The organism is Cognatilysobacter segetis (genome assembly GCF_004359965.1).
Lineage (GTDB): Bacteria > Pseudomonadota > Gammaproteobacteria > Xanthomonadales > Xanthomonadaceae > Cognatilysobacter > Cognatilysobacter segetis.
The window spans coordinates 1-25353 of record NZ_SMRQ01000036.1; the positions used below are offsets into that span (position 1 = coordinate 1).

General features: G+C 71.3%; 22 protein-coding genes and 1 pseudogene. 13 read left to right on the forward strand and 10 right to left on the reverse strand.

The window, feature by feature from the left end:
* Positions 1 to 335: 335 nt before the first annotated feature.
* Positions 336 to 1547, reverse strand: coding sequence for a tyrosine--tRNA ligase (tyrS, locus tag E4F61_RS09365; protein WP_133479402.1), 1212 nt, complete (start codon positions 1545 to 1547; stop codon positions 336 to 338).
* Between the two features lie 184 nt (positions 1548 to 1731).
* Between tyrS and E4F61_RS09370 the strand changes: the two genes are divergently transcribed.
* On the forward strand, positions 1732 to 3165 hold the full coding sequence (locus tag E4F61_RS09370; RefSeq protein WP_133479403.1) for a M23 family metallopeptidase: 1434 nt from the start codon (positions 1732 to 1734) through the stop codon (positions 3163 to 3165).
* A 1-nt stretch (position 3166) separates the two neighbouring features.
* Entirely contained in the window at positions 3167 to 4312 is a 1146-nt protein-coding gene (locus E4F61_RS09375; protein WP_133479404.1) for an anhydro-N-acetylmuramic acid kinase, read from the forward strand.
* Here the strand turns inward: E4F61_RS09375 and E4F61_RS09380 are convergent.
* On the reverse strand, positions 4300 to 5652 hold the full coding sequence (locus tag E4F61_RS09380; protein ID WP_425480141.1) for an AmpG family muropeptide MFS transporter: 1353 nt from the start codon (positions 5650 to 5652) through the stop codon (positions 4300 to 4302). The genes E4F61_RS09375 and E4F61_RS09380 overlap by 13 nt on opposite strands.
* Positions 5642 to 6448, reverse strand: a complete 807-nt coding sequence (locus E4F61_RS09385) for an exodeoxyribonuclease III (RefSeq protein WP_133479405.1) — start codon at positions 6446 to 6448, stop codon at positions 5642 to 5644. The genes E4F61_RS09380 and E4F61_RS09385 overlap by 11 nt, the downstream gene beginning before the upstream one ends.
* Before the next feature lie 109 nt (positions 6449 to 6557).
* Here E4F61_RS09385 and pyrE point away from each other — a divergent pair, with 109 nt between their 5' ends.
* Positions 6558 to 7208 carry an orotate phosphoribosyltransferase gene (pyrE, locus tag E4F61_RS09390; RefSeq protein WP_133479406.1) on the forward strand — a complete coding sequence of 217 codons (651 nt, stop codon included), beginning with the start codon at positions 6558 to 6560 and terminating at the stop codon, positions 7206 to 7208.
* Between the two features lie 59 nt (positions 7209 to 7267).
* Complete coding sequence (locus E4F61_RS09395) at positions 7268 to 7933, forward strand: hypothetical protein (RefSeq protein WP_133479407.1); 666 nt, start codon at positions 7268 to 7270, stop codon at positions 7931 to 7933.
* Positions 7934 to 7940: 7 nt separating this feature from the next.
* Here the strand turns inward: E4F61_RS09395 and E4F61_RS09400 are convergent, their stop codons facing one another.
* From E4F61_RS09400 to coaBC, 4 genes and pseudogenes are all read right to left on the reverse strand, one after another.
* Positions 7941 to 8294, reverse strand: coding sequence for a DUF3147 family protein (locus E4F61_RS09400; RefSeq protein ID WP_133479408.1), 354 nt, complete (start codon positions 8292 to 8294; stop codon positions 7941 to 7943).
* Positions 8295 to 10601, reverse strand: coding sequence for a phosphomannomutase/phosphoglucomutase (locus E4F61_RS09405; RefSeq protein WP_133479409.1), 2307 nt, complete (start codon positions 10599 to 10601; stop codon positions 8295 to 8297). It abuts the gene before it with no gap.
* 19 nt (positions 10602 to 10620) lie between these two features.
* Positions 10621 to 11082: a dUTP diphosphatase gene (gene dut / locus E4F61_RS09410; protein WP_133479410.1), complete on the reverse strand. Its 462-nt coding sequence runs from the start codon at positions 11080 to 11082 to the stop codon at positions 10621 to 10623.
* A pseudogene (gene coaBC / locus E4F61_RS09415) lies at positions 11079 to 12250 on the reverse strand (bifunctional phosphopantothenoylcysteine decarboxylase/phosphopantothenate--cysteine ligase CoaBC). Before coaBC ends, dut begins: the two are co-directional and overlap by 4 nt.
* Before the next feature lie 154 nt (positions 12251 to 12404).
* Here coaBC and radC point away from each other — a divergent pair.
* The 4 genes from radC (at position 12405) to E4F61_RS09435 (ending at position 16333) form a co-directional block, all read left to right on the forward strand.
* Positions 12405 to 13079 (forward strand): RadC family protein, encoded by a 675-nt coding sequence (radC, locus tag E4F61_RS09420; RefSeq protein ID WP_133479411.1) that lies wholly within the window; start codon positions 12405 to 12407, stop codon positions 13077 to 13079.
* Between the two features lie 252 nt (positions 13080 to 13331).
* Positions 13332 to 15020, forward strand: coding sequence for an arginine--tRNA ligase (argS, locus tag E4F61_RS09425; protein ID WP_133479412.1), 1689 nt, complete (start codon positions 13332 to 13334; stop codon positions 15018 to 15020).
* On the forward strand, positions 15021 to 15833 hold the full coding sequence (locus E4F61_RS09430) for an SPOR domain-containing protein (RefSeq protein WP_133479413.1): 813 nt from the start codon (positions 15021 to 15023) through the stop codon (positions 15831 to 15833).
* 86 nt (positions 15834 to 15919) lie between these two features.
* Positions 15920 to 16333 (forward strand): hypothetical protein, encoded by a 414-nt coding sequence (locus E4F61_RS09435; RefSeq protein WP_133479414.1) that lies wholly within the window; start codon positions 15920 to 15922, stop codon positions 16331 to 16333.
* A gap of 4 nt (positions 16334 to 16337) precedes the next feature.
* On the opposite strand, the gene E4F61_RS09440 is transcribed toward E4F61_RS09435, so the two are convergent.
* Positions 16338 to 17195: an NAD(P)-dependent oxidoreductase gene (locus tag E4F61_RS09440; protein ID WP_133479415.1), complete on the reverse strand. Its 858-nt coding sequence runs from the start codon at positions 17193 to 17195 to the stop codon at positions 16338 to 16340.
* 22 nt (positions 17196 to 17217) lie between these two features.
* Positions 17218 to 19107, reverse strand: coding sequence for an arginine decarboxylase (gene speA, locus E4F61_RS09445; protein WP_133479416.1), 1890 nt, complete (start codon positions 19105 to 19107; stop codon positions 17218 to 17220).
* Positions 19108 to 19288: 181 nt separating this feature from the next.
* Here speA and E4F61_RS09450 point away from each other — a divergent pair, with 181 nt between their 5' ends.
* From E4F61_RS09450 to E4F61_RS09460, 3 genes are all read left to right on the forward strand, one after another.
* Positions 19289 to 21166: a diguanylate cyclase gene (locus E4F61_RS09450; protein WP_162301463.1), complete on the forward strand. Its 1878-nt coding sequence runs from the start codon at positions 19289 to 19291 to the stop codon at positions 21164 to 21166.
* A gap of 66 nt (positions 21167 to 21232) precedes the next feature.
* Positions 21233 to 22081: a polyamine aminopropyltransferase gene (gene speE, locus E4F61_RS09455; protein WP_133479418.1), complete on the forward strand. Its 849-nt coding sequence runs from the start codon at positions 21233 to 21235 to the stop codon at positions 22079 to 22081.
* Between the two features lie 61 nt (positions 22082 to 22142).
* The gene (locus E4F61_RS09460; RefSeq protein WP_133479419.1) at positions 22143 to 24017 is read left to right on the forward strand and encodes a diguanylate cyclase; all 1875 of its coding nucleotides are present in this window, start codon (positions 22143 to 22145) and stop codon (positions 24015 to 24017) included.
* A gap of 4 nt (positions 24018 to 24021) precedes the next feature.
* Here E4F61_RS09460 and E4F61_RS09465 read toward each other — a convergent pair whose 3' ends face one another.
* Positions 24022 to 24360 carry a P-II family nitrogen regulator gene (locus tag E4F61_RS09465; protein ID WP_133479420.1) on the reverse strand — a complete coding sequence of 113 codons (339 nt, stop codon included), beginning with the start codon at positions 24358 to 24360 and terminating at the stop codon, positions 24022 to 24024.
* A 162-nt stretch (positions 24361 to 24522) separates the two neighbouring features.
* Here E4F61_RS09465 and ubiK point away from each other — a divergent pair, with 162 nt between their 5' ends.
* The gene (gene ubiK, locus E4F61_RS09470) at positions 24523 to 24804 is read left to right on the forward strand and encodes a ubiquinone biosynthesis accessory factor UbiK (protein WP_133479421.1); all 282 of its coding nucleotides are present in this window, start codon (positions 24523 to 24525) and stop codon (positions 24802 to 24804) included.
* A 9-nt stretch (positions 24805 to 24813) separates the two neighbouring features.
* Positions 24814 to 25353, forward strand: a 540-nt coding sequence (locus E4F61_RS09475; RefSeq protein ID WP_274380530.1) for a magnesium chelatase domain-containing protein, incomplete at its 3' end; no start/stop codon positions are given.

The following is a 25353-nucleotide window of genomic DNA, read 5'->3' on the forward strand; positions in this document are numbered from 1 at the left end:
TTAAATCTTGTTGCTTGTGACGAGACATCTGCGATGGACAGTCATCCACCACCAGACGCCCGCACAAGTCACCTGCGCACACTGTCAAAGATCTTCGGACTTCGGCCTCAGCGCCTCGTCCCTTCTTCCCGCCCGGACCGACTTCAGTCCGTCCGAGTGAGCCGCCCATTTTAGGGCAGTTTCGATCACTGTCAACACCCTGTGATCGAATTTTTTTCTGCTTCCAACTCGTCCGGCGATTCGCCCGTGGGCGGCGCCGTTCTCAGCTGGGTCGACCATTATGTCGACTTCGGTTCCCCTTGTGAAGCCCTGGTGATCCGGCCGCTTCGAATCGTTCAGGCGTTAGCGACCAGCCGCACGCGTGCGAAGTTGCGCTTGCCCACTGCGACCACCGCCTCGAAGCCCGGCGCGAACACGCGCGCCGCATCCTCGAATACGTCGCCATCGATGCGCACGGCCCGTTCCTTGAGCTTGCGGTTGGCCTCGGAGTTGCTCGGTGTCAGGCCCGCCGCGGTCAGCAGCGCCGCGATGCGCACGCCTTCCGCCGGAACGGCCACTTCGGTCAGGGGCAGTTGCGACGTGTCGCCTTCGCCCCGCACCGCGGCATTCCACCCGGCGACCGCCTGGTCCGCAGCGGCGGCGCCGTGGAAGCGTGCCGCCAGTTCACGGGCGAGGCGCATCTTGAGGTCGCGCGGATTGAGCGCGCCTGAATCGATCTCGCCCCTCAGCTGCTGTGCTTCTGCGATCGAAATGTCGAAGCTCAGCAGTTCGATCCATCGCCACATGAGCGCGTCGTCGATCTTCATCGCCTTGGTGACGATGTCGATGGCCGGCTCGTTGATGCCGATGTAGTTGCCGAGCGACTTGCTCATCTTGTTGACGCCGTCGAGCCCTTCCAGCAGGGGCATCGTCAGCACGACCTGCGGCTTCTGGCCGTAGTGCTCCTGCAGGCCGCGGCCCATCAGCAGGTTGAACTTCTGGTCGGTGCCGCCGAGCTCGACATCGGCGTCCAACGCGACCGAGTCGTAGCCCTGCACGAGCGGGTACAGGAACTCGTGGATCGCGATCGACTGGTGCGCGGCGTAGCGCTTGGCGAAATCGTCGCGCTCGAGCATGCGTGCGACCGTGTGCTGCGCGGCGAGGCGGATCATGTCGGCCGCCGACATCCTGCCGAACCACTCGCTGTTGAAGCGCACCTCGGTGCGCTCGCGGTCGAGCACCTTGAACACCTGCTCGGCGTAGGTCTCGGCGTTGGCCAGCACGTCCTCGCGCGTCAGCGGCTTGCGGGTGGCGTTCTTGCCAGTCGGGTCGCCGATCATTCCGGTGAAGTCGCCGATCAGGAAGATCACCTGATGGCCGAGATCCTGGAACTGCCGCATCTTGTTGAGCAGCACGGTGTGGCCCAGGTGCAGGTCGGGCGCGGTCGGATCGAAACCGGCCTTGACGCGCAGCGGGCGCCCGGACTGCAGCCGCTGGGTGAGTTCTTCGGGCTTGAGGATCTCGTCGGCGCCGCGGGCGATGAGGTCGAGGGTGTCCTGTATCGACATGTCGTGTCTCACGGTAGGTCGCGATATGCGACCCCGGTTCCGTGAAGAACCGGTCAAAAGTTAATTGAACGTAAAACGGGCCTTGACGAAAAAAACCATTTACATCAATGGTTTGACGCACGCAGCTCGCGTGTCTATTTTACGGTCGTGACGGGGCCTACACGGCCTCTCGGGGACCAGCAGCATGACAGACACCGTTACGGCGCGCCGCGCGCGCCTGGATGCCCTTCGTGAAAAGACCCTGCACCGGCAGGTGGTCGCGCACGAAGGCACCGGCTTCAACGGACGCTGGTCGCGTCGGCAGTGGGCGCACGCGAGCCTGTTCGCGACCGCCGCGATGCTCGCCGCCGCGATCGTTCCCGGCTTCGACCGCCCGGTCGCCACGCGCGGCCACATGCCCGCCGCACCCCGCCAGTCGATGGCGCTCGCACTGCCGCCGCTGAAGCTCGCGCAGGCGCAGGGCGACAGCTGGCAGACGGTACAGGTCAAGCGCGGGCAGACGCTCGCATCGATCATGAAGGACCTGGACATCCCGCAGGCCACGCGCACGAAGCTGCTCGCGCAGCCGTCGGTGAAGAACCAGCTGCTGCGCGCGATGAAGCCCGGCATGCAGCTGGCGTTCGACCTGCCGGTCGGCGGCGACCTGCGCGCCTTCCGCTTCGACCGCGACGACAGCCATCGCGTCGAGCTGACCTTCGCCAACGGCGAGGTGCGCGAGCAGGTGCTGGTGAGCCCCACCGACACGCGCACGGTCGTGATCAGCGGCAAGGTCGGCAAGTCACTCTACGCGTCGGCGCGCAAGCTCGGCCTCACGAGCGCGCACGTCAACACGCTGACCGACGACATGTTCAAGTACGACATCGACTTCAACGACGATGTCGGTGCCGACGACCGCTTCAGCGTGGTCGTCGAGCAGACCTGGCGCGACGGCCAGCTGGTGGCGACCGGCCCGGTGCTCGCGGCCACGTTCACCACCGGCGACACGCTGCACTCGGCGTTCCGCTTCGAGCGCAACGGCAAGCCCGAGTTCTTCACCGCCGACGGCCGCTCGCTCAAGCGTCCCTTCATCCGCATGCCGATCCCGTACGCGCGCCTGACCTCGGGCTTCGGCGCGCGCAAGCACCCGGTGCTGGGCCGCATGCGCATGCACAAGGGCGTCGACTACGCCGCCGGCACCGGCACGCCGATCATGGCGGCGGGCGACGCGCGCGTCGCGTTCGTGGGCTGGAAGGGCGGCTACGGCCGCGTGGTCGAGCTCGACCACGGCCGCGGCTATTCCACGCTGTACGGCCACATGTCGGCCTTCGGCAAGGAGCGCGTCGGCCAGCGCATCGCGCAGGGCACCGTGATCGGCTACGTCGGCACGTCCGGCATGTCGACCGGCCCGCACCTGCACTACGAATTCAAGGTGAACGGCGCGCAGCGCAATCCGCTGTCGATCACGCTGCCGCCGCCGGAACCGCTGAGCGGTGCCGCGTTCGTCGCGTTCCGCGCGCAGACGCGTACGGCGCTGGCGCGCATCCGCGAGGTCGAGAACATCATCTACGCCGGCGACGAGGCGGATACGCGCGTCGCCAAGGCACCCGCGAAGAACGAGAAGCCGGGCCGCCGGTCCTGACATGACGACATCGCTGCCGGCCGACGGACTGTTCGTCGGCCTGATCTCGGGAACGAGCGCCGACGGCATTGACGCGGCGCTCGTTCGCTTTGGGGCCGACGCATCCGACACGGGCTGCCGGCTCGAGCACGGGCTGGTACTGCCGTGGGAGCCGGCGCTGCGCGCGCGACTCGTCGCGCTCGGCCAGGGCGGCGACGCGCGCGGGCTGGACGAGCTCGGCACGCTCGACGTGCAGGTCGCCGAGGCATTCGCGGCGGCGACGCGTGCGCTGCTCGACGCCGCGGGCGCGGACGCGCGCGACGTGGTGGCGATCGGCTCGCACGGCCAGACCGTCCGCCACCGCCCCGCGGGCGCGGCATACGACGGCGTGCATCCCTTCACCTGGCAGATCGGCGACGGCAACGTCATCGCCGAGCGCTGCGGCATCGCGACGGTCGCCGACTTCCGGCGCCGCGACATCGCCGCCGGCGGACAGGGCGCGCCGCTGGTGCCGGCGTTCCACGCGGCGATGCTGCATTCGGACGCCGAGGACCGCGCCGTGCTCAACCTGGGCGGCATCGCCAACTTCACGCTGCTGCCGCGCGTGGGCGACGTGCGCGGCTTCGATACCGGGCCGGCGAATGCCCTGCTCGATGCCTGGTGCCTGCGCCATCGCGGCGAGCCCTTCGATCGCGACGGCGCGTTCGCGCTGTCCGGCCGCGTCGACGAGACGCTACTGGCGCGGCTGCGCGACGATCCGTGGTTCGCGCTGCCGCCGCCGAAGAGCAGCGGTCGCGAGCAGTTCCATCTGGACTGGGTGGAAGCGCGTCTCGAAGGCGCCGCACCCCCGCAGGACGTGCAGGCCACGCTGCTCGAGCTCAGTGCCGCCACGGTGGCCGACGCGCTGCTTGCGCATCAGCCGCAGACGAAGCGCGTGCTCGCCTGCGGCGGCGGCGTGCGCAATGCGCGGCTGATCGAGCGCATCGCCGCGCGACTGCCGGGCTGCATCGTCGAGGCCACCGACGTGCACGGCCTCGACGCGGATTTCGTCGAAGCCATGGCGTTCGCGTGGCTCGCGCGGCAGACGCTGGCGGGCCTGCCGGGCAACGTGCCCGCGGTGACCGGCGCCCGCGGGCCGCGCGTGCTCGGCGTCGTCTATCCGGCCTGAGCGCGCCGGGTGGCGCCTTCGTCCGCCGAGGCGAAGCGCGGCCACAGGTAGATGAAGAGCAGCGTGGCCGGCAGCACGGCGATGGTCGCGATCACGAAGTACTGCGAGTAGCTGGTCGCCTCGACGATCGCCCCGGCGAACACGCCGAGCACCTTGCCCGGCAGGTTCACCATCGAACTCAGCAGCGCGTACTGCGTGGCCGTGTGCTGGCGGTTCACCAGCGACGACAGGAACGCCACCGCCGCGGTGCCGAGGAAGCCGAGCGAGAAGTTCTCCGCCGAGATCACGAACGTCAGCGCGGCGAGGTCGCCGTGGTGGTGCGTCAGCCAGACGTAGAGCAGGTTGCAGCTGGCGCACACGACGATCGACGTGATCAGCGGCCAGCGCACGCCCCAGCGCGCGATGGCGAGGCCCGCGGCGAACACGCCCGCGATGCCGACCCAGATGCCGTAGAGCTTGGTGACCGCGCCGATCTCGGTCTTGCTGAAGCCCATGTCCAGGTAGAACGGGCTCATGATGCCGCCCACCAGCGCCTGCTCCGGCACCTTGAACAGCAGGATGAAGAGCAGCGTGAGCAGCGCGGTGGCCACGCCGAAGCGGCGGAAGAAGTCGGCGAACGGATCGATCACGCCGAGCCGCATCGCCTCGCGCCAGCTGGCCGGCGACTCGCGGTAGGTATCGGGCTCGCGGGACATCAGGTTCGCGGCCACGGGCAGCAGCATCAGCACCGCCATGCCGAGGTACACCGTGCTCCACGGCACGTGGTCGGCGAGGATCAGCGCCACCATGCCCGTGACGATCAGCGCGATGCGGTAGCCGAGCGAGTACGTGGCGACCAGCGCGCCCTGCGCGGCCGGCGGCGCGATCTCGATGCGGTAGGCGTCGACCGCGATGTCCTGCGTGGCGCCCGCGAAGGCGACGAAGACGGTGGCGATCACGAAGGCCGTCAGCTGCGTCGGCGTGAACAGCGCCATGACCAGAAGGCCCGCGACGACCGCGAGCTGCGAGGCCAGCAGCCAGCCCCGGCGCAGGCCGAGGCGGCGGAAGCCGGGCAGTTGCGTCTGGTCGAGCAGCGGCGCCCACAGGAACTTCAGCGCGTAGGTCATGCCGGCGCTGGCGATGATCGTGATCTCCTTGAGCACGATCCCGTTCTCCTTCAGCCAGTACGCCAGCGTGCCCGCGACGAGCAGGAACGGCAGGCCGGAGCTGAAACCGAAGAAGAACATCGTCCACGCGGCGGGCTGGGTGAACGCCTGCCAGACCGACATCGTCTTCGCGGGCGGCGGCGGGATGTCGGCCGTCGCGGGGTCCTTCGGCAAGCGCACGTTGTCAGAGGTCATAGTCGACGATGTAGGGGCCGTGGTCGGAGAAGCGGGGTTCGCGATGCGACTCGCAGTGCCGGATGGCATCGCGCAGGTTCGGCGTCACGAGCTGGTAATCGATGCGCCAGCCTACGTTCTTCGCGCGCGCCTGTCCCCGAGTGCTCCACCAGGTGTACTCGGCGCATTCATCGGGCTTGGCGACGCGGAAGCTGTCGTGCCAGCCCTCGCCGTCGGCGCAGGGCGAGCCGTCGCCGTGGGTATCGGCGATCAGCGCATTGAGCCAGGCGCGCTCGTGCGGCAGGCAACCGGTCTGCTTCTGGTTGCCGGTCCAGTTGGTGATGTCGCGGCGCGACCGCACGATGTTCCAGTCGCCACAGACGATGTACTGGCGGCCGCTGGCCAGCCACTCGCGCATGATCGGCGCGAACCAGTTCATGACGTCGATCTTGAAGCCCTGGCGGACGTCGCCCGTGGTGCCCGACGGCACGTAGACGGAGACGACGCTCAGATCGCCGAAGCGCGCCTCGATGTAGCGGCCTTCCTCGTCGAAATCGCTGCGGCCGAGGCCCGTGCGAACCTCGTCGGGCTCGCGCCGCGAGTAGATCGCGACGCCGCTGTAGCCCTTCTTCGTCGACGCGTCGCGGAAATGCGCGTGGTACCCGGCGGGCAGGAGTCCGGGGACGCGGAGCTGGTCCTCCTGCGCCTTGGTCTCCTGCACGCAGAGGATGTCGGCGTCGCGCTCGTGGAACCAGTCGATGAAGCCCTTTTTGGCGGCGGAACGCCAGCCGTTGGCGTTGAAGCTGATGACGCGCATTCGTGATCCGGAAGAAGGCGGTGCGCCGCGGGCCGGCGGCGACGGGCTGCCAAGCGTAGCCGCTGGCTGCTTTACGATGCCGGTCCCCCGTCGCAGGCCTTTCGACGCCATGACCGACCACCGCGCCCGCTTCCTCCAGCTCGCCCTGCGCGTCGATGCGCTGCGCTTCGGCGAGTTCACGCTGAAATCCGGGCGCACCAGCCCGTACTTCTTCAACGCCGGGCGCTTCGATTCGGGCGCGTCGCTGGCCGAGCTGGCCACCTGCTACGCCGACGCGGTCGAGGCCGCGGGCGTGCCGTTCGACGTGCTGTTCGGCCCGGCCTACAAGGGCATTCCGCTGGCCACCGCGCTCGCCTGCGAATTCGCGCGGCGCGGGCGCGACTACCCGGTCGCCTTCAACCGCAAGGAGGCCAAGGCGCACGGCGAGGGCGGCATGCTGATCGGCGCCGCGCTGGAGGGCCGCCGCGTGCTGATCGTCGACGACGTGATCACCGCCGGCACCGCGATCCGCGAGGCCCTCGGGCTGATCCGCGAGGCCGGCGGCGTGCCGGCGGGCATCGTGATCGCGCTGGATCGCCAGGAGGCGGTGGACCCCGCGGTGTCCCGACGCTCCGCGGCACAAACCGTCGCGGACGAGCAGGGCCTGCCCGTGGTCGCGGTCGCCCGCCTCGCCGACCTGCTCGACTTCACCGTCGGCGACGCGCTGAAAGCCCAGCGCGAGCGGCTGCTGGCCTACCGCGCCGCCTACGGTTGCGACTGAACGCGCGTGGCGCGAAAGTTGCTTTCGATACCGTCGACACGATCGCCCAACGGCCCCCCATGACCCGCACCGCGCTCTCCGCCCTCGTCCTGCTCGGCCTCGCCACGGCGCTGCATGCGGCCGACACGCCGCCGAAGAAGCTGTACTGCTGGAACGAGGGCGGCCGCAAGGTCTGCGGCGACGCGCTGCCGTCCAGCGCGGTGGATGCCGCGCGCACCGAGATCAATTCGAAGAGCGGCATGGCGACCTCCGCGCTCGGTCGCGCGCTGACGCCGGAGGAACGCGCCGCCGCGGACGCGCGGGCCCGTGCCGAGGCCGATGCCGCCACGGCCTCCGCCGCCGAGCAGCGTCGCCTGATGGCGATGGTCGAGACGTTCCCGACCGAGGGCGACCTGCGCCGCGCGTTCGAGGCGCGCGTCTCGCTCAACCGCGACGCGATGCAGACCGCCCGCATGGGCATCGACGGCCTGCGCCAGAGCCTGGTGCTGCTGCTGCGGCGCGCGGGTGACGCCGAACTGCTCAGCAAGCCGGTGCCCAAGCCGCTGGCCAGCGACATCCGCAACCAGCACGGCCAGCTGCTCGCGCAGCAGGCGGCGCTCGCGACGCTGCAGCGCGAGGCCGCGACGATCCAGTCGCAGCTGCAGGAAGCGGTGACGCGCTATCGCGAACTCAAGCCGCAGCCGGCCGGCGCCGCAACCGCACCGGCACCGACCCCGGCCGGCTGAGCCGCGCTCAGGGCAGCAGCACGATCCCGAACGGCTTCACCAGCCACGCGGTCAGCGCGAAGCAGGCGACCGTGATCACGGCCGATGCCAGCAGCGTGGGCCAGAAGCCCAGCCGCGCCAGCAGCCACGGGAATGCGAGGAACATCGGCAGCGTCGGCAGCACGTACCAGAAGGTGTAGTACGCGTGGTTGGCGAGCTTCGCCTGCGGCTGCTTCTCGAGATGCAGCCACACCAGCGCGAGCACGGTGACCAGCGGCAGCGCGGCGATCAGGCCGCCGAGCCGGTCGCTGCGCTTGGCCGCCTCGCTCACCGCGACGACGATGGCCGCGGTGACGAGGTACTTCGTGACGAGCCAGCCCACCTAGAACGGCAGCGCGAGATCGGGCTGGATCGCGGCGATCTGCGCGCGGAACGCGTTCTGGATCCGCGCCAGCGCCTCGGCCGAATCGGCGTCGAAACGCATCACCAGCACCGGCGTCGTGTTCGACGCACGCACCAGGCCCCAGCCATCCGGGTAATCGACGCGCAGGCCGTCGATCGTCGACAGTCGCGCGCCCTCGAACGTGGCCTCGTTCTGGAAGCGCTCGACGAAGGCATGCGGATTGCCGTTCGGCGCGTCGACCTTGATCTCCGGCGTCGACACGCCATTGGGCAGGGCGTTGAGCGTCTCGGTCGGCGTGCGCGGGCTGGCGGCGAGGATCTCCAGCAGGCGCGCGGCGGCGTAGATGCCGTCGTCGAAGCCGTACCAGCGCTCCTTGAAGAAGAAGTGGCCGCTCATCTCGCCGGCCAGCTCCGCGTCGGTCTCGCGCATCTTCGCCTTGATCAGCGAGTGGCCCGTCTTCCACATCAGCGGGCTGCCGCCGTGGCGCAGGATGTGGCCCGGCAGGCGCCCGGTGCACTTCACGTCGAACAGGATCACCGCGCCCGGGTTGCGTTCGAGCACGTCGGCCGCGAACAGCATCAGCAGGCGGTCCGGGAAGATGTTCTGGCCGTCGCGCGTGACCACGCCCAGGCGGTCGCCGTCGCCATCGAAGGCGATGCCGAAGTCGGCGTCCATGCGATCGACCATCTGGATCAGGTCGGTGAGGTTGTGCGGCTCGCTCGGGTCCGGATGGTGGTTCGGGAACGTGCCGTCGATGTCGCAGAACAGCGGGATCACGTCGGCGCCGATCGCCTCCAGCACGCGCGGGCCGATCTCGCCGGCCACGCCGTTGCCGGCGTCGACCACCACCTTGAGCGGGCGGTCGATCTGGATGTCCGCCGCGATGCGCTGGACGTAGTCCTCGCTGATGTCGTGCTGCTCGACGTTGCCGGGCGTCGGCGCGGTGTGCAGGCGATCGTCGGCGATGCGCGAGTAGAGATCGACGATCGCGTCGCCCGACAGCGTCTCGCCGCCGACCACGACCTTGAAGCCGTTGTAGTCGGGCGGATTGTGCGAGCCGGTGACCGACACGCACGAGCCCGCCCGCAGGTGGTACGCACCGAAGTACGTGACCGGCGTGGGCGCCATGCCGATGTCGAGCACGTTGCGGCCGGCACGGCGCAGGCCGGTCACCAGGCCTTCGACCAGCGCCGGGCCGGACAGGCGCCCGTCGCGGCCGACCACGATGTCGCGCAGGCCCTGCTCCTGCATCACGGTGCCGATGGCCTGGCCGATCAGCTCGGCGATGCCGGCGTCCAGGCTCTGGCCGACGACGCCGCGGATGTCGTAGGCGCGGAAGATGCCGCGATCCAGCGCCAGCGAGCGCTTCACCGACTCCGCGGAGTCCGCGGCCGGCACCGGCGGCGGCGCCGTCGGGCGGATCACGTCGGCGAGCGTCGGCGCGTCCTCGTGCGACTCGCTCGACGCCCCGCCCGCGCGGCGGGCCAGCAGGCGCGGCAGCGCGGCGATCGCGGCGGCGAGGAGCAGGAAGATCAGCGCGGCGATCGCGCAGCCGATCGAGCGCAGGCCCAGCGGGCCACCGGCGACGTCCGGCACCGCGGCGGCGACGCGCAGCTCGCTGCCCTCGATCGCCTTCTTCAGCGATTCCGCGCTGCCGGCGAGCTCCGTGTCGCCTTTCTCGACCAGCGTGGCATTGCCCTGCCGCAGCGCGAGGTAGGTGTCGTCGCCGACCGCGGCGGCCTGCATGGCGCCCGCGATCTTGTCGAGCGGCAACCGCACGAAGGCCACCGCCGGCGCATTGCCCGCGGTGACCGGCGCGGCGAGCGCGATCCAGGGCTTGCCGCCCTCGCGGATCGCCCAAGCGACCGGCTTGCCGCCGGCGATCGCCGCTTCGAGCGCGGCCACGTGGCCGTAGGCGACCTTCGCCGCGCCCGGCGCCTGCAGCGCGTCGTAGGCCCCGCCGAGCTCGGCCGGCCGGACTTCGCCGCCGCTCGCGCCGGGCCAGCCGGCGGTGAGCTGCTCGCCGGCGCGGTCGAGCAGGCCACGCGCCAGCGCGTCGCGCACGCCGGGGCTGGCGAGCTGGTCGGCGAAGCGCTTCTGCGCGACGCCGAGCGAAGACGTCACGGCCTGCGCCACCGCGTCGCGCGACGCCTCGACGGCCTCGCGTCGCGCCTCGTCGCGCCACTGCGCCCAGGCGTTGAAGCCGAACCAGCCGGCGAGCAGCAGCGCGAGGGCCGTACCCAGCGTGATCAGCGGCTTCAGGCGGTCGAGAGGGGCATGGGGCATCGCGGTCACTCCTGGTCAGTCAGCGCACGCCGGTGTGGCCGAAGCCACCCGCGCCGCGCGCACTCGATTCGAATTCGTCCACTACGGCAAATCGCGCCCGCACGATCGGCAAGACGACGAGCTGGGCGATGCGGTCGCCCGGTTCGATCGTAAAAGCCGCGTCGCCGCGGTTCCAGACACTCACCATCAACGGACCCTGGTAGTCCGCGTCGATCAGGCCCGTGCCGTTGCCGAGCACGATGCCGTGTTTATGCCCGAGTCCGGATCGCGGCAGGATCACGGCGCACAGCGCCGGGTCGGCGATGTGGATCGACAGGCCCGTCGGCACGAGGTGCGTTTCGCGCGGCGCGATCGACAGCCTTGCTTCGAGCGCGGCGCGCAGGTCGACCCCCGCGCTCGCGGGCGTGGCGTATTCGGGCAGCGCCCAGTCCGCGCCGTAGCGCGCGTCGAGCAGGCGGACTTCGATGGTGCGTTCGGTCATGGCAGTCGGGCCGCGATCAGGTCGACGAGTTGCGTGGCGACGTCGGCCTTCGACGCCGGGCCGAGCGTCGTGGCCCCATCGGCATCGAACACGACGAGCGTGTTGTCGTCGCTCTCGAAACCGCTGCCGTCCACGCCGACGCGGTTGGCGGCGATGAGGTCGAGCTTCTTGGCCGCGAGCTTGGCGCGCGCGTAGGCCTCGACGTCGCGCGTTTCCGCGGCGAAGCCGACGACCAGGCGCGGGCGGCGCGGATGGGCGGCGACGTCGGCGAGGATGTCGCGCGTGCGCACGAGCTCCAGCGTCAGGCCGCCCTGTCCGGGCTGCTTCTTGAGCTTGTCCGGCGCGATCGTCGCCGGCGTGTAGTCGGCCACCGCGGCGGCGCCGATGTAGACGTCGCAGGGCAGCGTGGCCATCACTGCGTCGTGCATCTGCGCGGCGCTGCGCACGTCGATGCGCGCCACGCCCGCGGGCGTCGGCAGCGCGACCGGTCCCGCCACCAGCGTCACCTGCGCCCCCAATCCGGTGGCCGCGGCGGCGATCGCGAAGCCCATCTTTCCGCTGCTGCGGTTGCCGAGGAAGCGGACCGGATCGATGTCCTCGAACGTGGGCCCCGCACTGACGACGACGCGACGCCCCGCTAGCGCGCTCATGCGCCGCCGCCGAGGGCGCGCACGATCTCCATCGGCTCGGCCATGCGGCCTTCGCCGGTCTCGCCGCAGGCCTGCTCGCCGGCGCCGGGGCCGATCACCAGCACGCCGCGCGCGCGCAGCGTCGATACGTTCGCCTGCGTGGCGGCATTCGCCCACATGACGCGGTTCATCGCCGGCGCGACCGCGATCGGCGCCTCGGTCGCCAGGCACAAGGTGCTGACGAGGTCGTCGGCGAAGCCGTGCGCGAGCTTCGCGATCGTGTTCGCGGTGGCGGGCGCGACGACGACGGCGCTCGCCCAGCGCGCCAGCTCGATATGGCCCATGGCGGCCTCGGCCTGCGCGTCCCAGAGCGACGTGCGCACCGGCTCGCCGCTCAAGGCCTGGAAGGTGGTCGCGCCGACGAAGTGCTGCGCGTTGTCGCTCATCGCCACGCGCACGGCCGCGCCCGCGTCGCGCAGGCGGCGCACCAGCTCGGCGGCCTTGTACGCGGCGATGCCGCCGGTCACGCAGAGCAGGATTCGATGGCCGGACAGCGGGCTCACGGGGCGGAAAAGTCCTACGCGGAGGGCGGTCGACAGCTTACCCGAACGGCCTGCACCGCCCGCTCCGCCCCGCCGCGCAGGCCGCGTCCAATGGCGGTCGACGGATCGACGTCGTCCACGGAAGGACACCATGCACATCCGCGACTGGCCCGCCGGCGAGCGCCCCCGCGAGAAGCTGCTCGCCCGCGGCGCCGGCGCGCTGTCGGACGCCGAACTGCTCGCGCTGGTCCTCGGCTCCGGCCTGCGCGGGCAGGACGCGGTGGCGACGGCCCGCGCGCTGCTGGGCACGCACGGCCCGCTGCGGCGCCTGGTGGAGCGCCCGCCCGCCGAGCTCGCGACGCTGCCCGGCCTCGGGCCGGCCCGCGCCTGCAAGCTCGCCGCCGCGCTGGAGCTCGGGCAGCGCGTGCTCGCCGCCGACCTCGAGCGGGGCGACGCGCTGAAGGACCCGCCGACCGCTGGCCGCCTGTTCGCGCAGCGCCTGCGCACCGCCGACCACGAGATCTTCGCCGTGATGTTCCTCGACACGCGCCACCGCATGCTCGCCTTCGAGGAGATGTTCCACGGCACGCTCGACGGCGCCGAGGTGCACCCGCGCGACGTCGCCCGGCGTGCGCTCGCGCACAACGCCGCCGCGGTGCTGGTCGGCCATAACCATCCGAGCGGGAACCCGGAGCCGAGCGCGGCCGACCGGGCGGTGACGGCGCGGCTGAAGCAGGCGCTGGCGCTCGTCGACGTGCGCCTGCTCGACCATTTCGTGGTCGGCGACGGCCCGCCGGTGTCGATGGCGGCGCGCGGCTGGGTGTGACGCGTGGCGGTCGGCACGACCGGCCGCGATGACAGGTTTCGCTGTGTGCCGCGATGCTCCTCGCGGTCGGGCCATGGAAGGCCCCTGTGGTGGAGGTTCAGCCACGGATGGCCGGAGACCCGGTTCAGGGCCGAGTGCCCGCCCGCCGCCTCCGCGTCCATCCGTGGCTGACACCTTCTTGGCAGCCGGCCCGGAACCCCGGAGGCGGCGCCCCGTACAATGCCGCCCCCGTCCCGACGTCCCGGACCGCCCGTGAAATCCACCCTCCGCGCCCTCGTCGAGCAGGCCGTCGACGCCCTGCGCAGCGCGGGCACGCTGCCCGCCGACGCCGCCACGCCCGAGTTCGTGATCGAGCGCCCGAAGAACCGCGCGCAGGGCGATTTCTCGACCAATGCCGCGATGCTGCTCGCCAAGCCGGCGAAGTCGAACCCGCGCGCGATCGCGCAGGTACTGGTGGACGCGCTGCCCGCCAACGATGCGATCGCCTCGGTCGAGATCGCGGGCCCGGGCTTCATCAATTTCCGCGTCGCCGAAGGTGCCTGGCGCGCGAACCTGCGTGACGTCGCGACGCTGGGCGAGCGTTACGGCCGCAACGAATCCGGGCGCGGCCACCGCGCCGGCGTCGAGTACGTGTCGGCGAACCCGACCGGCCCGCTGCACGTGGGCCACGGCCGCGCGGCGGTGATCGGCGACTGCATCGCGCGCGTGCTCGAGGCCAACGGCTGGGACGTGGCGCGCGAGTTCTACTACAACGACGCCGGCGCGCAGATCAACAACCTCGCGATCTCGGTGCAGGCGCGCGCGCAGGGCCGTGGCCCGGACGATGCGGGCTGGCCGGAGGACGGCTACCGCGGCGACTACATCAAGGACGTCGCGGCGGCCTACCTGCGCGGCGACAGCGTGGAGGTCGAAGGCCACACCGTCGTCGGCGCGAAGGATCCGGATGACCTCGACGCGATCCGCGCGTTCGCGGTCGCCTACCTGCGCCGCGAGCAGAACAGCGACCTCGCCGCCTACGGCGTGTCGTTCGACGTGTACTTCCTCGAAAGCTCGCTCTATACCGACGGCAAGGTCGAGGAGACGGTGCGTGAGCTGATCGCACACGGCCACACCTACGAGGAAGGCGGCGCGCTGTGGCTGCGCAGCACCGACTTCGGCGACGACAAGGACCGCGTGATGCGCAAGTCCGACGGCACCTACACCTACTTCGTGCCGGACGTCGCCTACCACCTGTCGAAGTGGCAGCGCGGCTACGAGCGCGCGATCACCGAGCTGGGCGCCGACCACCACGGCTCGCTCGCGCGCGTCAAAGCCGGCTTGCAGGCGCTCGACGCCGGCATCCCGCAGAACTGGCCGGAATACGTGCTGCACCAGATGGTCACCGTCATGCGCGGCGGTGAGGAAGTGAAGCTGTCCAAGCGCGCGGGCAGTTATCTCACCCTGCGCGATCTCATCGACGAAGTCGGCAGCGATGCCGTGCGCTGGTTCCTGATCGCGCGCAAGCCGGATTCGCAGCTCACCTTCGACATCGACCTCGCGCGCAGCCAGTCGATGGACAACCCGGTCTACTACGTGCAGGTCAGCCATGCGCGCATGTGCGGGCTGATGCGCCAGCTCAAGGAGCGCGGCCTGTCGTTCGACCTGGACAACGGCCTCGCGCAGCCGCTCGACCTCGACGATGCAACCACGCACGAGCTGGTCGCCGCGCTGTCGCGCTATGCCGAGGTCGTCGAGACCGCCGGCCGCGACCTCGAGCCGCACCAGATCGCGGCCTACCTGCTGGAACTCGCGCAGGCGTTCCAGTCGTATTACAACGAGCACCAGTTCCTGGTCGACGACGCGAACGTGCGCGATGCGCGCCTCGCGCTCGCTTCAGCCACGCGTCAGGTCATTTCCAATGGACTGGGCCTGCTGGGCGTCTCCGCCCCCGAGGTGATGTAAGTGGCAGCAAAGCGCGGCAAGACCCAGGCCCGCCGATCCGGCGGTGGCGGCAACGGCGGGGCGATGCCCGGCTGGGCATGGCTCGCGATCGGCGCGGCGATCGCGTTCGGCGCGGTGTTCGCCTACCAGCGCTCGCACGAAACGGGCCGCGACGGCTTCTTCCGTCCGACGCCGAATCCCGATGCGCAGCCCAGGCCGGCGAGCGACGACGCGGTGGTTGAGGACGAGGCCGTCGAGGATGCGACCGCGAAGCCCAAGCCCGCGACGGACGCCGACAAGAAGAAGCAGGACTTCGACTTCTACACGCTGCTGCCGGGCAAGGAAGTGCCGATGACCGATGCCGAGGTGGCGGCAAGCGAGAAGGCCGAGCAGGCGCAGGACAAGGTGCAGCCCGACACCGCCACGCCGCCGGCGCCCGCATCGACTGCCGCGACGACGCCGGCCCCGATGCCGAGCCCCACGACCGACGTCAGGCCGCTGCCGGCGCCGGTGGACGAATCCGCGCCGAAGACCGCGGCAACGGAGGCGCGCCCGGCACCTGCCGCGCCCGCGCCGTCGAAGGACGCGGGTCCCGCGGCCGAGACGCGCTACCTGCTGCAGGCCGGCGCATTCCAGGCATCGGGCCAGGCCGAAGAGCTCAAGGCGAAGATCGCCCTGCTCGGGCTGGGCGCGCGCGTGGAGTCGGCGCGGATCGGCGGCAAGACCGTCTACCGCGTTCGCATGGGGCCGTACGGCACCGCGGGCGAACTCGCCGATGCCAAACGCAAGTTGGCCGCCGGCGGACTGGCCGCGATGGCGGTCAAGACGCAGTAAGCGGTCGCGCCGCCGTTCCGATCGGCGGCGCCGCGGCCGGCATCGGCGCATCGCCGTGCGTGCGGTCGAGCGCCTAGACTCGATGCATGGCTTTCATTCCGACCGATCCCGTCCAGCGCCGGCTGCTCGCCGGCACCGTCGCCCTGCTGTTGCTGCTCGTGCTCACCGCGCTCACCTTCGTGGCGCGGCATGCGCTCGACGGATGGATGACGCCACTGGGCCTGGTCGCCCCGCTCGACCTGCTCGCGGTCGCGGTGTCGATGGGCGCGGGCGGCGTCATCGCACGTCACGGTTTCCGCGGCTGGGCCGTGGCGCTGGTGGTGATCGCGGGCCTGGCAGGCGCGATGGCCGCCTACGGCACCGCGCCGCCGGCGATGGCGCATGCCGGGCGCTGGATGCTGCGCAACACGGCGCTGCAGTTGCTGCTGTCGGCCGCGGTCGCGTGGGCGGCGGCCCATGCCGGCCAGCGTTGGGCGCTGCGGCGCCCGCCCGCGGCCTGAGCGGTCAGCGCGTGCGCTTGAGCGTGATCAGCGCCGAGGTGTCGGCCTCGCCGAGCCCGCGCTCGGTGACGAGCTCAGCGTAGTCGGCAAGCGCCTGGTCGATCACCGTCGTACGGATGCCGGCCTGCTGCGCGATGCCCTGCACGATGCGCAGGTCCTTGAGCATGTGCGCGTTCTTGAAGCCGGGCGCGAACTCGTCGCGCAGCATCGTCGCGCCGCGCTTGTCGAGGAACCAGTTGCCGGCCGCGCCCGCCATCAGCGTGGGCAGCAGGCGGCCGGCGTCGAGGCCGAGCTTCTCGCCGAGCGCGAGGCCTTCGCATACGGCCTCGTTGATGCCGGCGACCAGCACCTGGTTCACCGCCTTGGTCGCCTGGCCGGCGCCGGTGGCGCCCATGTGCGCGATGCGCGCGGCGTAGCTCTCCAGCACCGGACGCGCCTTCTCCAGCACCGCCTCGTCGCCGCCGACCATCACCGACAGCTTGCCGTTGCGCGCGCCTTCGACGCCGCCGGACACCGGCGCGTCGAGGAAGCCGATGCCGTGCGCGGCGCACATGGCGGCCGCACGTCGCGCGGTCTCCACCGCGACCGTCGAATGGTCGATGACCACGGTGCCCGGACGCAGCACGTCGGCGAGGCCGGCGACGTTCTCGAGCACGTCCGCATCGAGCGGCACGCACAGCGCGACGACGTCGCAGTCGGCGAAGTTCTGCGCCGAGCGCGCGGCGCGCACGCCGAGCTCGGCCGCCAGCGCATCCGCCTTGTCCTGCGTGCGCGTGCCGACGACGTTGAGCAGCCCGCGCGCATGCACGTGGCGCGCCATCGGCGCGCCCATGGCGCCGAGGCCGATGAATCCGGTTTTCATGCTGAAATGTCCCCGCGCGCCGTCAGTCGAACGGCGCGTCGTCCAGGTAGGTGTAGCCCGTGAGCCCGGCGTCGAGCGCCTCGTTCAGGCGCTGCGCCTCGTCGGCGGGCAGTCCCGCGGCGGCGACCTTGTCGCGATACGCCTGCCGCAGCTCGGCGATATCGTACCCGACGTAGTCCAGCATCACGTCGATCGTGTCGCCGCGGCGCTGCTGCACGAACTCGAAGCCCTGTTCATCCACGTTCACGGCCACCGCGTCGGTGTCGCCGAACAGGTTGTGGATGTCGCCGAGGATCTCCTGGTACGCACCGACCAGGAAGAAGCCGATGCGGTAGACCTCGCCCGGGCGCGGCGCGTGGATCGGCATCGACGTCGACAGCGTCTCGCTCTCGACGTAGGTGTCGATGCGGCCGTCGGAGTCGCACGTCAGGTCGGCGATCACGCCGCGCCGCGCGGGCACCTCGTCCAGCCGCTCGATCGGCACGATCGGGACCACCTGCTGGATCGCCCAGACGTCGGGCATCGATTCGAACACGCTGAAGTTGACGAAGTACTTGTCGACCAGGCGGTCGTTGAGCTCGTCGAGCACGGCGCGCTGCGTCTTCTCCATCGGATTCAGGCGTGCGCGCACGCCGTGCAGGATCGCGTAGAACAGATCGTCGATGCGCGCGCGATGCACGAGGTCGAGCGCGCCGGTGGTGTACGCGTCGAGGCCTTCGGAATGGTAGTGCTGCGCGTCGTGGAACAGCTCCACCGCCGGGCGCGTGTCGAGCTCGGCATGCAGGCTGCGCAGGTGGCGGATCACCAGCGGCTCGTCGTCGTGCGCGTCGGGCACGCGGCCTTCGGGCGCGCGCTCGACTTCCGACACGTTGGTCACCAGCATCGCGTGGTGCGCGGTCATCGCGCGGCCGCATTCGGTGACGATGCGCGGCGGCGTCAGGCCGTTCTGCTCGCAGGCGTCCGCCAGCGGCTGCACGATGTTGAGCGCGTACTGCCGCACGCCGTAGTTGATCGAGTAGTAGCTGCGCGACCGCGTGCCTTCGTAGTCGATGCCGAGGCCGCCGCCGACGTCCATCCACTTCACCTGCGCGCCGAGGCGCGAGAGCTCGATGAAGTAGCGCACCGCCTCGCGCATGCCGCCGGCGATGTCGCGCACGTTGGAGATCTGCGAGCCCATGTGGAAGTGCAGCAGGCCCAGGCAGTCGCCCATGCCCGCGTCGCGCAGGCGCTTCCAGAGATCGAGCACCTGGCGCGGCGAGAGGCCGAACTTGGCCTTGTCGCCGCCGCTGTTCTGCCACTTGCCGGCGCCGAGGCTGGCGAGCCGCATGCGCACGCCGAGGCCGGGCTTGACGCCGAGCGCCTTCGATTCCTCGATCACCAGCTGCAGTTCGGACGGCTTCTCGATGACGATGTAGGTGTCGAGCCCGAGCTTGCGGCCGATCAGCGCGAGGCGGATGTACTCGCGGTCCTTGTAGCCGTTGCAGACGATCAGCCCGCCGGGGCGCGACAGCGCCATGACGGCCATCAGCTCGGGCTTGCTGCCGGCCTCCAGGCCGAAACCCTCGCCCATGTTCGAGGCCAGCGTGCCGGCCACCGAGCGGTGCTGGTTCACCTTGATCGGGTAGACCGCCGTGTAGCCGCCGCCGTAGCCGGTCTCGCCGATCGCCCAGGCGAACGCGTCCTGCAGCTTGCGCAGGCGGTCGGACAGGATCTGCGGGAAGCGCACCAGCAGCGGCAGCGCCGCGCCGCCCTCGAGCGCGCGGTCGACGGCCTCGGCCAGCGCGATCGACGGCCCCTGCGGACCCTGCGGATGCACGCTCACGCGGCCGGCGGCGTCGACGTCGTAATAGCCTTCCGACCAGTACGGGATGGAATACGTCTTGCGGGCCAGGTCGAGCGACCAGTCGGACATCGGGGCACCCCCACGAGGAAGGCGCGCATTCTAGGGCTTGCGGCGTGACCGACCGCCGATCCCGGCCACGCGACCGGCCAAGCGGCTGTCCGCCGGCGGTTCAAGCCGGGCGTCGACGGGCCGATACCATTGACGTGCCGACGACCGGCCGGATTCCGCCGACCGCTCGCCGCCCGTCCCGATGCCCCGACACTTCCGTCCCGCGCTGTTCGCAGCCGCGATGCTCGCCATCGCGACGACCGCGCACGCGCAGACGTCGGCTGCCGGCTTCGACCGCCTGTTCCGGCAGATCGACGACGGCGAGGTCGAGGTGGTCAACGAGCGGCAGGTCGGCGCCGCGCTGGATCGCCTACAGGCGCTGCTGCCGCCGGGCGACGCCCGCCGCGCGCGCCTCTACCGTGCCACCGTCTGCTCGCTGCGGTTCCCGCACGATTCCCGGGCCGCGATCGCCTACGCGGGCCGCGGGCTCGACGAGGCGCGCCGCGCCGGTGACCTCGACGCGCAGGCGCGGTTCGAGTTCTGCCGCGGCTATGCCTACGAGACCGGCGACATCGACGCCGCGCTCCGCGCCTACGACCGCGGCCTGCAGCTCGCGCGGCGCGCCGAGGACGCGCGCCTCATCGGCGACGGCTACGTGCTGCGCGGCGCGATCCACTCGCTGCAGGGCGAACAGGCGCTCGCGCTGGGCGACTTCCTGGCCGCGCAGGCGGTGTTCGACCGCGCGCGGCTGGCGCGGCGCGCCGAGACCAACCTGCTGAACATCGGCATGGCCTACCGGCGCATGGGCTTCCACACGCAGGCGCTGGTCTACCTGCGCGAGTCGGAAAACTATGCCCGCGCGGTCGACAGCTATCCCGACCTGTACAGCGCGCTGATGCAGCAGGGCTACGCCTACGAGGAGCAGCATCGAGGTGACGAAGCCGTGCGGCTGTTCGACCGCGCGCTCGCGCTCGCGCTCGCGCGGGGCTCGGACGCGATCGATCGCGGCTACGCGCACCTGGGCCTCGCGCATGCCTGGCTGGCGCGCGGCGACGCGTCACGGGCGCTGGGCCACGTGGTGCAGGCACGGCGTGAGCTGGCCGTCGACCACACCGCCGACCACGAGCCGATGCTCGACCAGGCCGAGGGCCTCGCGCTGCAGATGCAGGGCCGCCATCGCGCGGCGATCGCCGCCTTCGACCGCGCCGAGCCGCTCATGCGCGCGCAGGACGCCAGCCGCTACCTCGTGCTGCTGCACCGTGCCCGCGCCGCGAGCGAGGAGGCCGTCGGCGACGGCGGCGCCGCGCTCGCCGACCTGCAGGCCCACGACGCGCTGGCCCGACGCCTGCAGCGCCAGGCCGACGGCCAGCAGGTCACGGTCTGGCGGATGCGCTTCGACACCGCGCGACGCCAGCTCGAAGGCGAGCGGCTCGACCTCGAGCGCCGCCGCCGCGACCAGGCCCTGCGCGCGCTGGAACGCGAACGCCCGTGGCGCCGGCTGGTGCTGGTGCTCGGCCTGCTGCTGCTCGTCGCGCTCGCCGCGCTGGCGCTGCTGCAGTGGCGGGAAGGCCGCCGGCTGCGCCTGCTGGCCCTGTCCGATGCGCTGACCGGCCTCGCCAACCGCCGGTGGATCCTGCAGCTCGCGCAGCGTGCGGTGCGCGAAGCACGGCGCGAGGGCAGGCCGCTCAGCCTGGTCACGCTCGATCTCGACCACTTCAAGTGCGTCAACGATGCGCACGGCCATGCCGTGGGCGACGCGGTGCTCGCGCGTGCAGGCGCCGCGTTCGCGCGGGTGATGCGCCGGCAGGACCGGCTCGGCCGCAGCGGCGGCGAGGAGTTCCTGGTCGTGCTGCCGGGCACGACGCCGGAGGAGGCCGCGGCGATCGCCGACCGCCTGCGCGAGGCCGCCACCTCGCTGCGCCTCGACGACCTCGCCCCGGGGCTCGCGCTGCGCACCAGCGCCGGCGTGGCCACGCTGCGGCCGGACGACCGCCGCCTGCAGGACCTTCTGCAGCGCGCCGACGCCGCGCTCTACCGTGCCAAGGCGGCCGGCCGCGACCGCGTGATCGTCGCCGACTGAGCGGCCATGCCGCGTCCGCTACACTCGGGCGTTTGCCGCCTCCCGGCCCGAGACACGCAGGACGTCATGAGCGAACCCACCTGGCAGTACGAGAACTTCGAGCACACCGGCTCGGCCATCGGCTATCGCGTCACGCGCAAGCTCGATGAAGTGCAGTCGCCGTTCCAGAAGATCGAGATCTTCGAGACGACCGACTGGGGCAACCTCATGCTCATCGACGGCGCGGTGATGCTCACCACCCGCGACAACTTCCTCTACCACGAGATGATGTCGCACCCGGCGCTGTTCACGCATCCGGATCCCAAGCGCGTCGTGATCATCGGCGGCGGCGACTGCGGCACGCTGCGCGAAGTGCTCAAGCACCGCGGCGTCGAGAAGGCCGTGCAGTGCGACATCGACGAGCAGGTCACCCGCATGGCCGAGAAGTGGTTCCCGGAGCTCTGCGACTCGAACGGCGACAAGCGCGCCGAGCTGCTGTTCGACGACGGCGTTGCGTACATGAAGAACTGCCCCGAAGGCAGCGTCGACATCGTGATCGTGGATTCGACCGATCCGGTCGGCCCGGCCGAGGGCCTGTTCAACAAGGCCTTCTACGAGTCCTGCTTCCGCGCGCTGAAGGCCGACGGCATCCTCGTCCAGCAGTCCGAGTCGCCGCTCGCGCTGCTCGACCTGATCCGCTCGATGCGCGCGGAGATGGGCAAGGCGGGCTTCGCGTCGTTCAAGACGCTGCCGTTCCCGCAGCCCTGCTACCCGACGGGCTGGTGGAGCTGCACGCTGGCGCGCAAGTCGGGCGGTTTCGACTTCCGCGAGCAGGCCGCGCGTGACAGCGGTCTCAAGACGAAGTACTACAGCGCCGATATCCATCGTGGGGCATTGGCGACGCCACCGTTCGTCGCCGAAGCTCTGGACGCCTGAGCCCGCGCCGCCGCGAGCCGCGTCGACAGACCGGCCCCGGCGGCGCCCGACGACCCCGTCCATGCCCCGATATCGCGCGTCGCTCCTCGCCCTGACGCTCGCCGCCCTGACGGCGGCGTCCGCGCATGCGCAAGGCAGCCGGGCGTCCGCGTTCGACCGTCTCTTCGAGCAACTCGACAGCGAGCGCCTCAACCCGGCCACGCCGGAAGCGGCGAAGGCCGAGCTGGCGCGGCTGCGCGCCCTCGTCCCGCCCGGGGACCGGCGCCGCGAGCTGCTCTACCAGTCGACCGAATGCTTCCAGCCGCCCGAGGACGCCAACGCGTCGCTGGTCTACGCGCGGCAGGGGCTCGCCGCGTCCAAGGCCTTCGGCGACGTCGAGGCACAGGCGCGCTTCCAGCTGTGCGAGGCGAGCGTGGTCGACATGCTCGGCGAGCCGCAGAAGGCGCTCGGGCTGTACACGCAGGGCATCCAGCTGTCGCGCAAGTCCGAGCGCTCCGCACTGGTGGCCGACGGGCTGGTGCTGCGCGGCAACGTGTATTCCTACCTCGGCCGCCACGCCGAGGCGCTGACCGACTTCCTCGCCGCGCAGCGCCTGTACGACAGCTCGCGGCAGTCCGAGCGCGCCGAGGGCAACCTGCAGAACATCGCGGTCGCCTATCGCCGCATGGGCGAGAACGAGAAGGCGCGCGACTACCTCGAGCGCAGCCGCGTGATCGCGCAGCGCCACGAGGACTGGGCGAGCCTGGCCGTGGTCGCGGTGCAGACCGGCTTCCTCTACGAGGACATCGGGCAGCCCGCGCGCGCGCTGCAGTACTACGAGCAGGCGCTGGGCATCGCGCGTCAACGGCTGACGCCCGCCGACGTCGCCGGCATGCAGATGGCCAAGGCCGGCGCGCAGGTCGAGCTGGGACGCGCGGCGCAGGCGCTGGAGAGCGTCGCCGCCGCGCGTGCGGGGTACGCGGCCGTGGGCGACCGCTCCAACGAAGGGATGCTGTCGCTGCTCGAAGCACGCGCGCGCGGCGACCTCGGCGAAGGCGCGAAGGCGCTCGAACTCTTCGCGCAGGCGGAAAAGGCGCTGCAGCACGACGGCAACGACCGCTACCTGGAGCGCCTCTACCCCGAGCGCGCCAAGCTGGAGGAACGCCTCGGCCAGACCGCCGCCGCGCTCGCCGACTACAAGCGCTACCTCGCGCTGCGCGAGAAGCGCGTGGCCGCGCGCAGCGAGCAGCGCAACCTGCTGCTGCGCGAGCAGACCGACGCGTCGCGCCGCGACTTCGAGAACCAGCGCCTGCGCGCCGAGAAATCGCTGCGCGACCAGGAGATCCAGGCGCTGCTGAAGGCGCGCCGCTGGCAGCGCATCGCGATGTCGCTGGGCGTCGCGCTGGCGCTGGTGCTCGGCCTGCTGATCAGCCGCCAGATCGTGCGCACGCGCCGGCTGCGCGTGCTCGCGCTCACCGACGAGCTCACCGGCGTGGCCAACCGCCGCCGCATCGAGGTGCTCGGCGAGGACGCCGTGCGGCAGGCACGTGCGGACGAGCGCGCGCTCAGCCTGATCACGTTCGACATCGACGGCTTCAAGGCGATCAACGACCGCCACGGCCACCTCGCCGGCGACCAGGTGATCGCGCGCGTGGCCGCCGCCTGCCAGCAGGCGCTGCGCCAGACCGACGAGATCGGTCGCGTCGGCGGCGAGGAATTCGTGGTCCTGCTGCCCGACAGCGGCATCGACGCCGCCGCGCAGGTGGGCGAGCGCGTGCGCGCCGGCGTCGAGGCGCTGGATTTCAGCGACGTCGCGCCGGGGCTGCGCGTCACCATCAGTCTAGGCGTCACCACCCTGGCGGCGCGCGACGCCGACCTCGCCGACCTGCTCAAGCGCGCCGACGGCGCGCTCTACCAGGCGAAGGCCGCGGGCCGGAACTGCCTGCGCACCGCCTGAGGCGCTACAGCGCGTCCGCGTCGAGCTCGCCCGTGCGGATGCGCACCACGCGCTCGAGATCCCAGACGAACACCTTGCCGTCGCCGATCTTGCCGGTGCCGGCGGCCTTCATGATCGCCTCGACGACCACATCGAGCTGGTCGTCGGCCACGGCGACCTCGAGCTTGATCTTGGGCAGGAAGTCGACGACGTACTCGGCGCCCCGATAGAGCTCGGTATGGCCCTTCTGGCGCCCGAAGCCCTTCACCTCCGTCGCGGTGATGCCCGCGACGCCCGCGTCGGCCAGCGCCTCGCGCACGTCGTCGAGCTTGAACGGCTTGATCACCGCCATGACCATCTTCATCGGCATCCTCCTGTCCACGCGAGGATACCGGCTGGCATGCACGGTGCGGCGAGTAAGATGCGCGCCGCGCGGTCGGAGATTTCCGACAGCCGCCCGCGGCGCCCGCCGACGGTGCGACCCGCGCCGTGCAGGCAACCTGCCTGCATTGCCGGAGACCCGACCATGATCGACCTCGACCAGCTCGACGAACTCGCCCGCCGCCTCAGCTCGCTCGTGCCGCCCGGCCTGCGCGGCGAATCCGCGCAGGAGCTGCGCGCCGAGCTGCAGCAGAACTTCCGCGCGGTGCTGCAGACCGGCCTGACCCGGCTCGATCTGGTGACGCGCGAGGAGTTCGAGGTGCAGCGCGCGGTACTGCTGCGCACGCGCGAGAAGCTGGAGCAGCTCGAGCGCAGCGTCGCCGGGCTGGAAGGCCAGCTCGACGCCCCGTCCGCGCCGCGCCACTGAGTCCCCGCCATGAACCTCGCGATCGTGCACAGCCGTGCGCGAACGGGCATCCGTGCGCCCGAGGTCCGCGTCGAAGTGCATCTCGGCGGCGGGCTGCCGGCCATGAACATCGTCGGCCTGCCCGAGGCCGCGGTGCGCGAGGCCAAGGACCGCGTGCGCGCGGCGATTGCCTGCGCGCAGTTCGAGTTCCCGCAGCGGCGCATCACGGTCAACCTCGCGCCCGCCGACCTGCCGAAGGACGGCGGGCGCTTCGACCTGCCGATCGCCCTCGGCATCCTTGCGGCGAGCGGGCAGATCCCGCTGGAGGCATTGCGCGACGTCGAGTTCGTCGGCGAACTGGCATTGACCGGCGAGCTGCGCCCGGTCGACGGCGTGCTGCCCGCGGCGCTCGCGGCCGGCGACGCGCAGCGCCGGCTGGTGGTGCCGGCCGCGAACGGCGCCGAGGCCGCGCTCGCGAGCCGAGTGGACACCCGCATCGCGCGCACGCTGCTGCAGGTCTGCGCCATGCTCGCCGGCCGCGAGGCGTTGCCGCCTGCGGAGGCCGCGGCG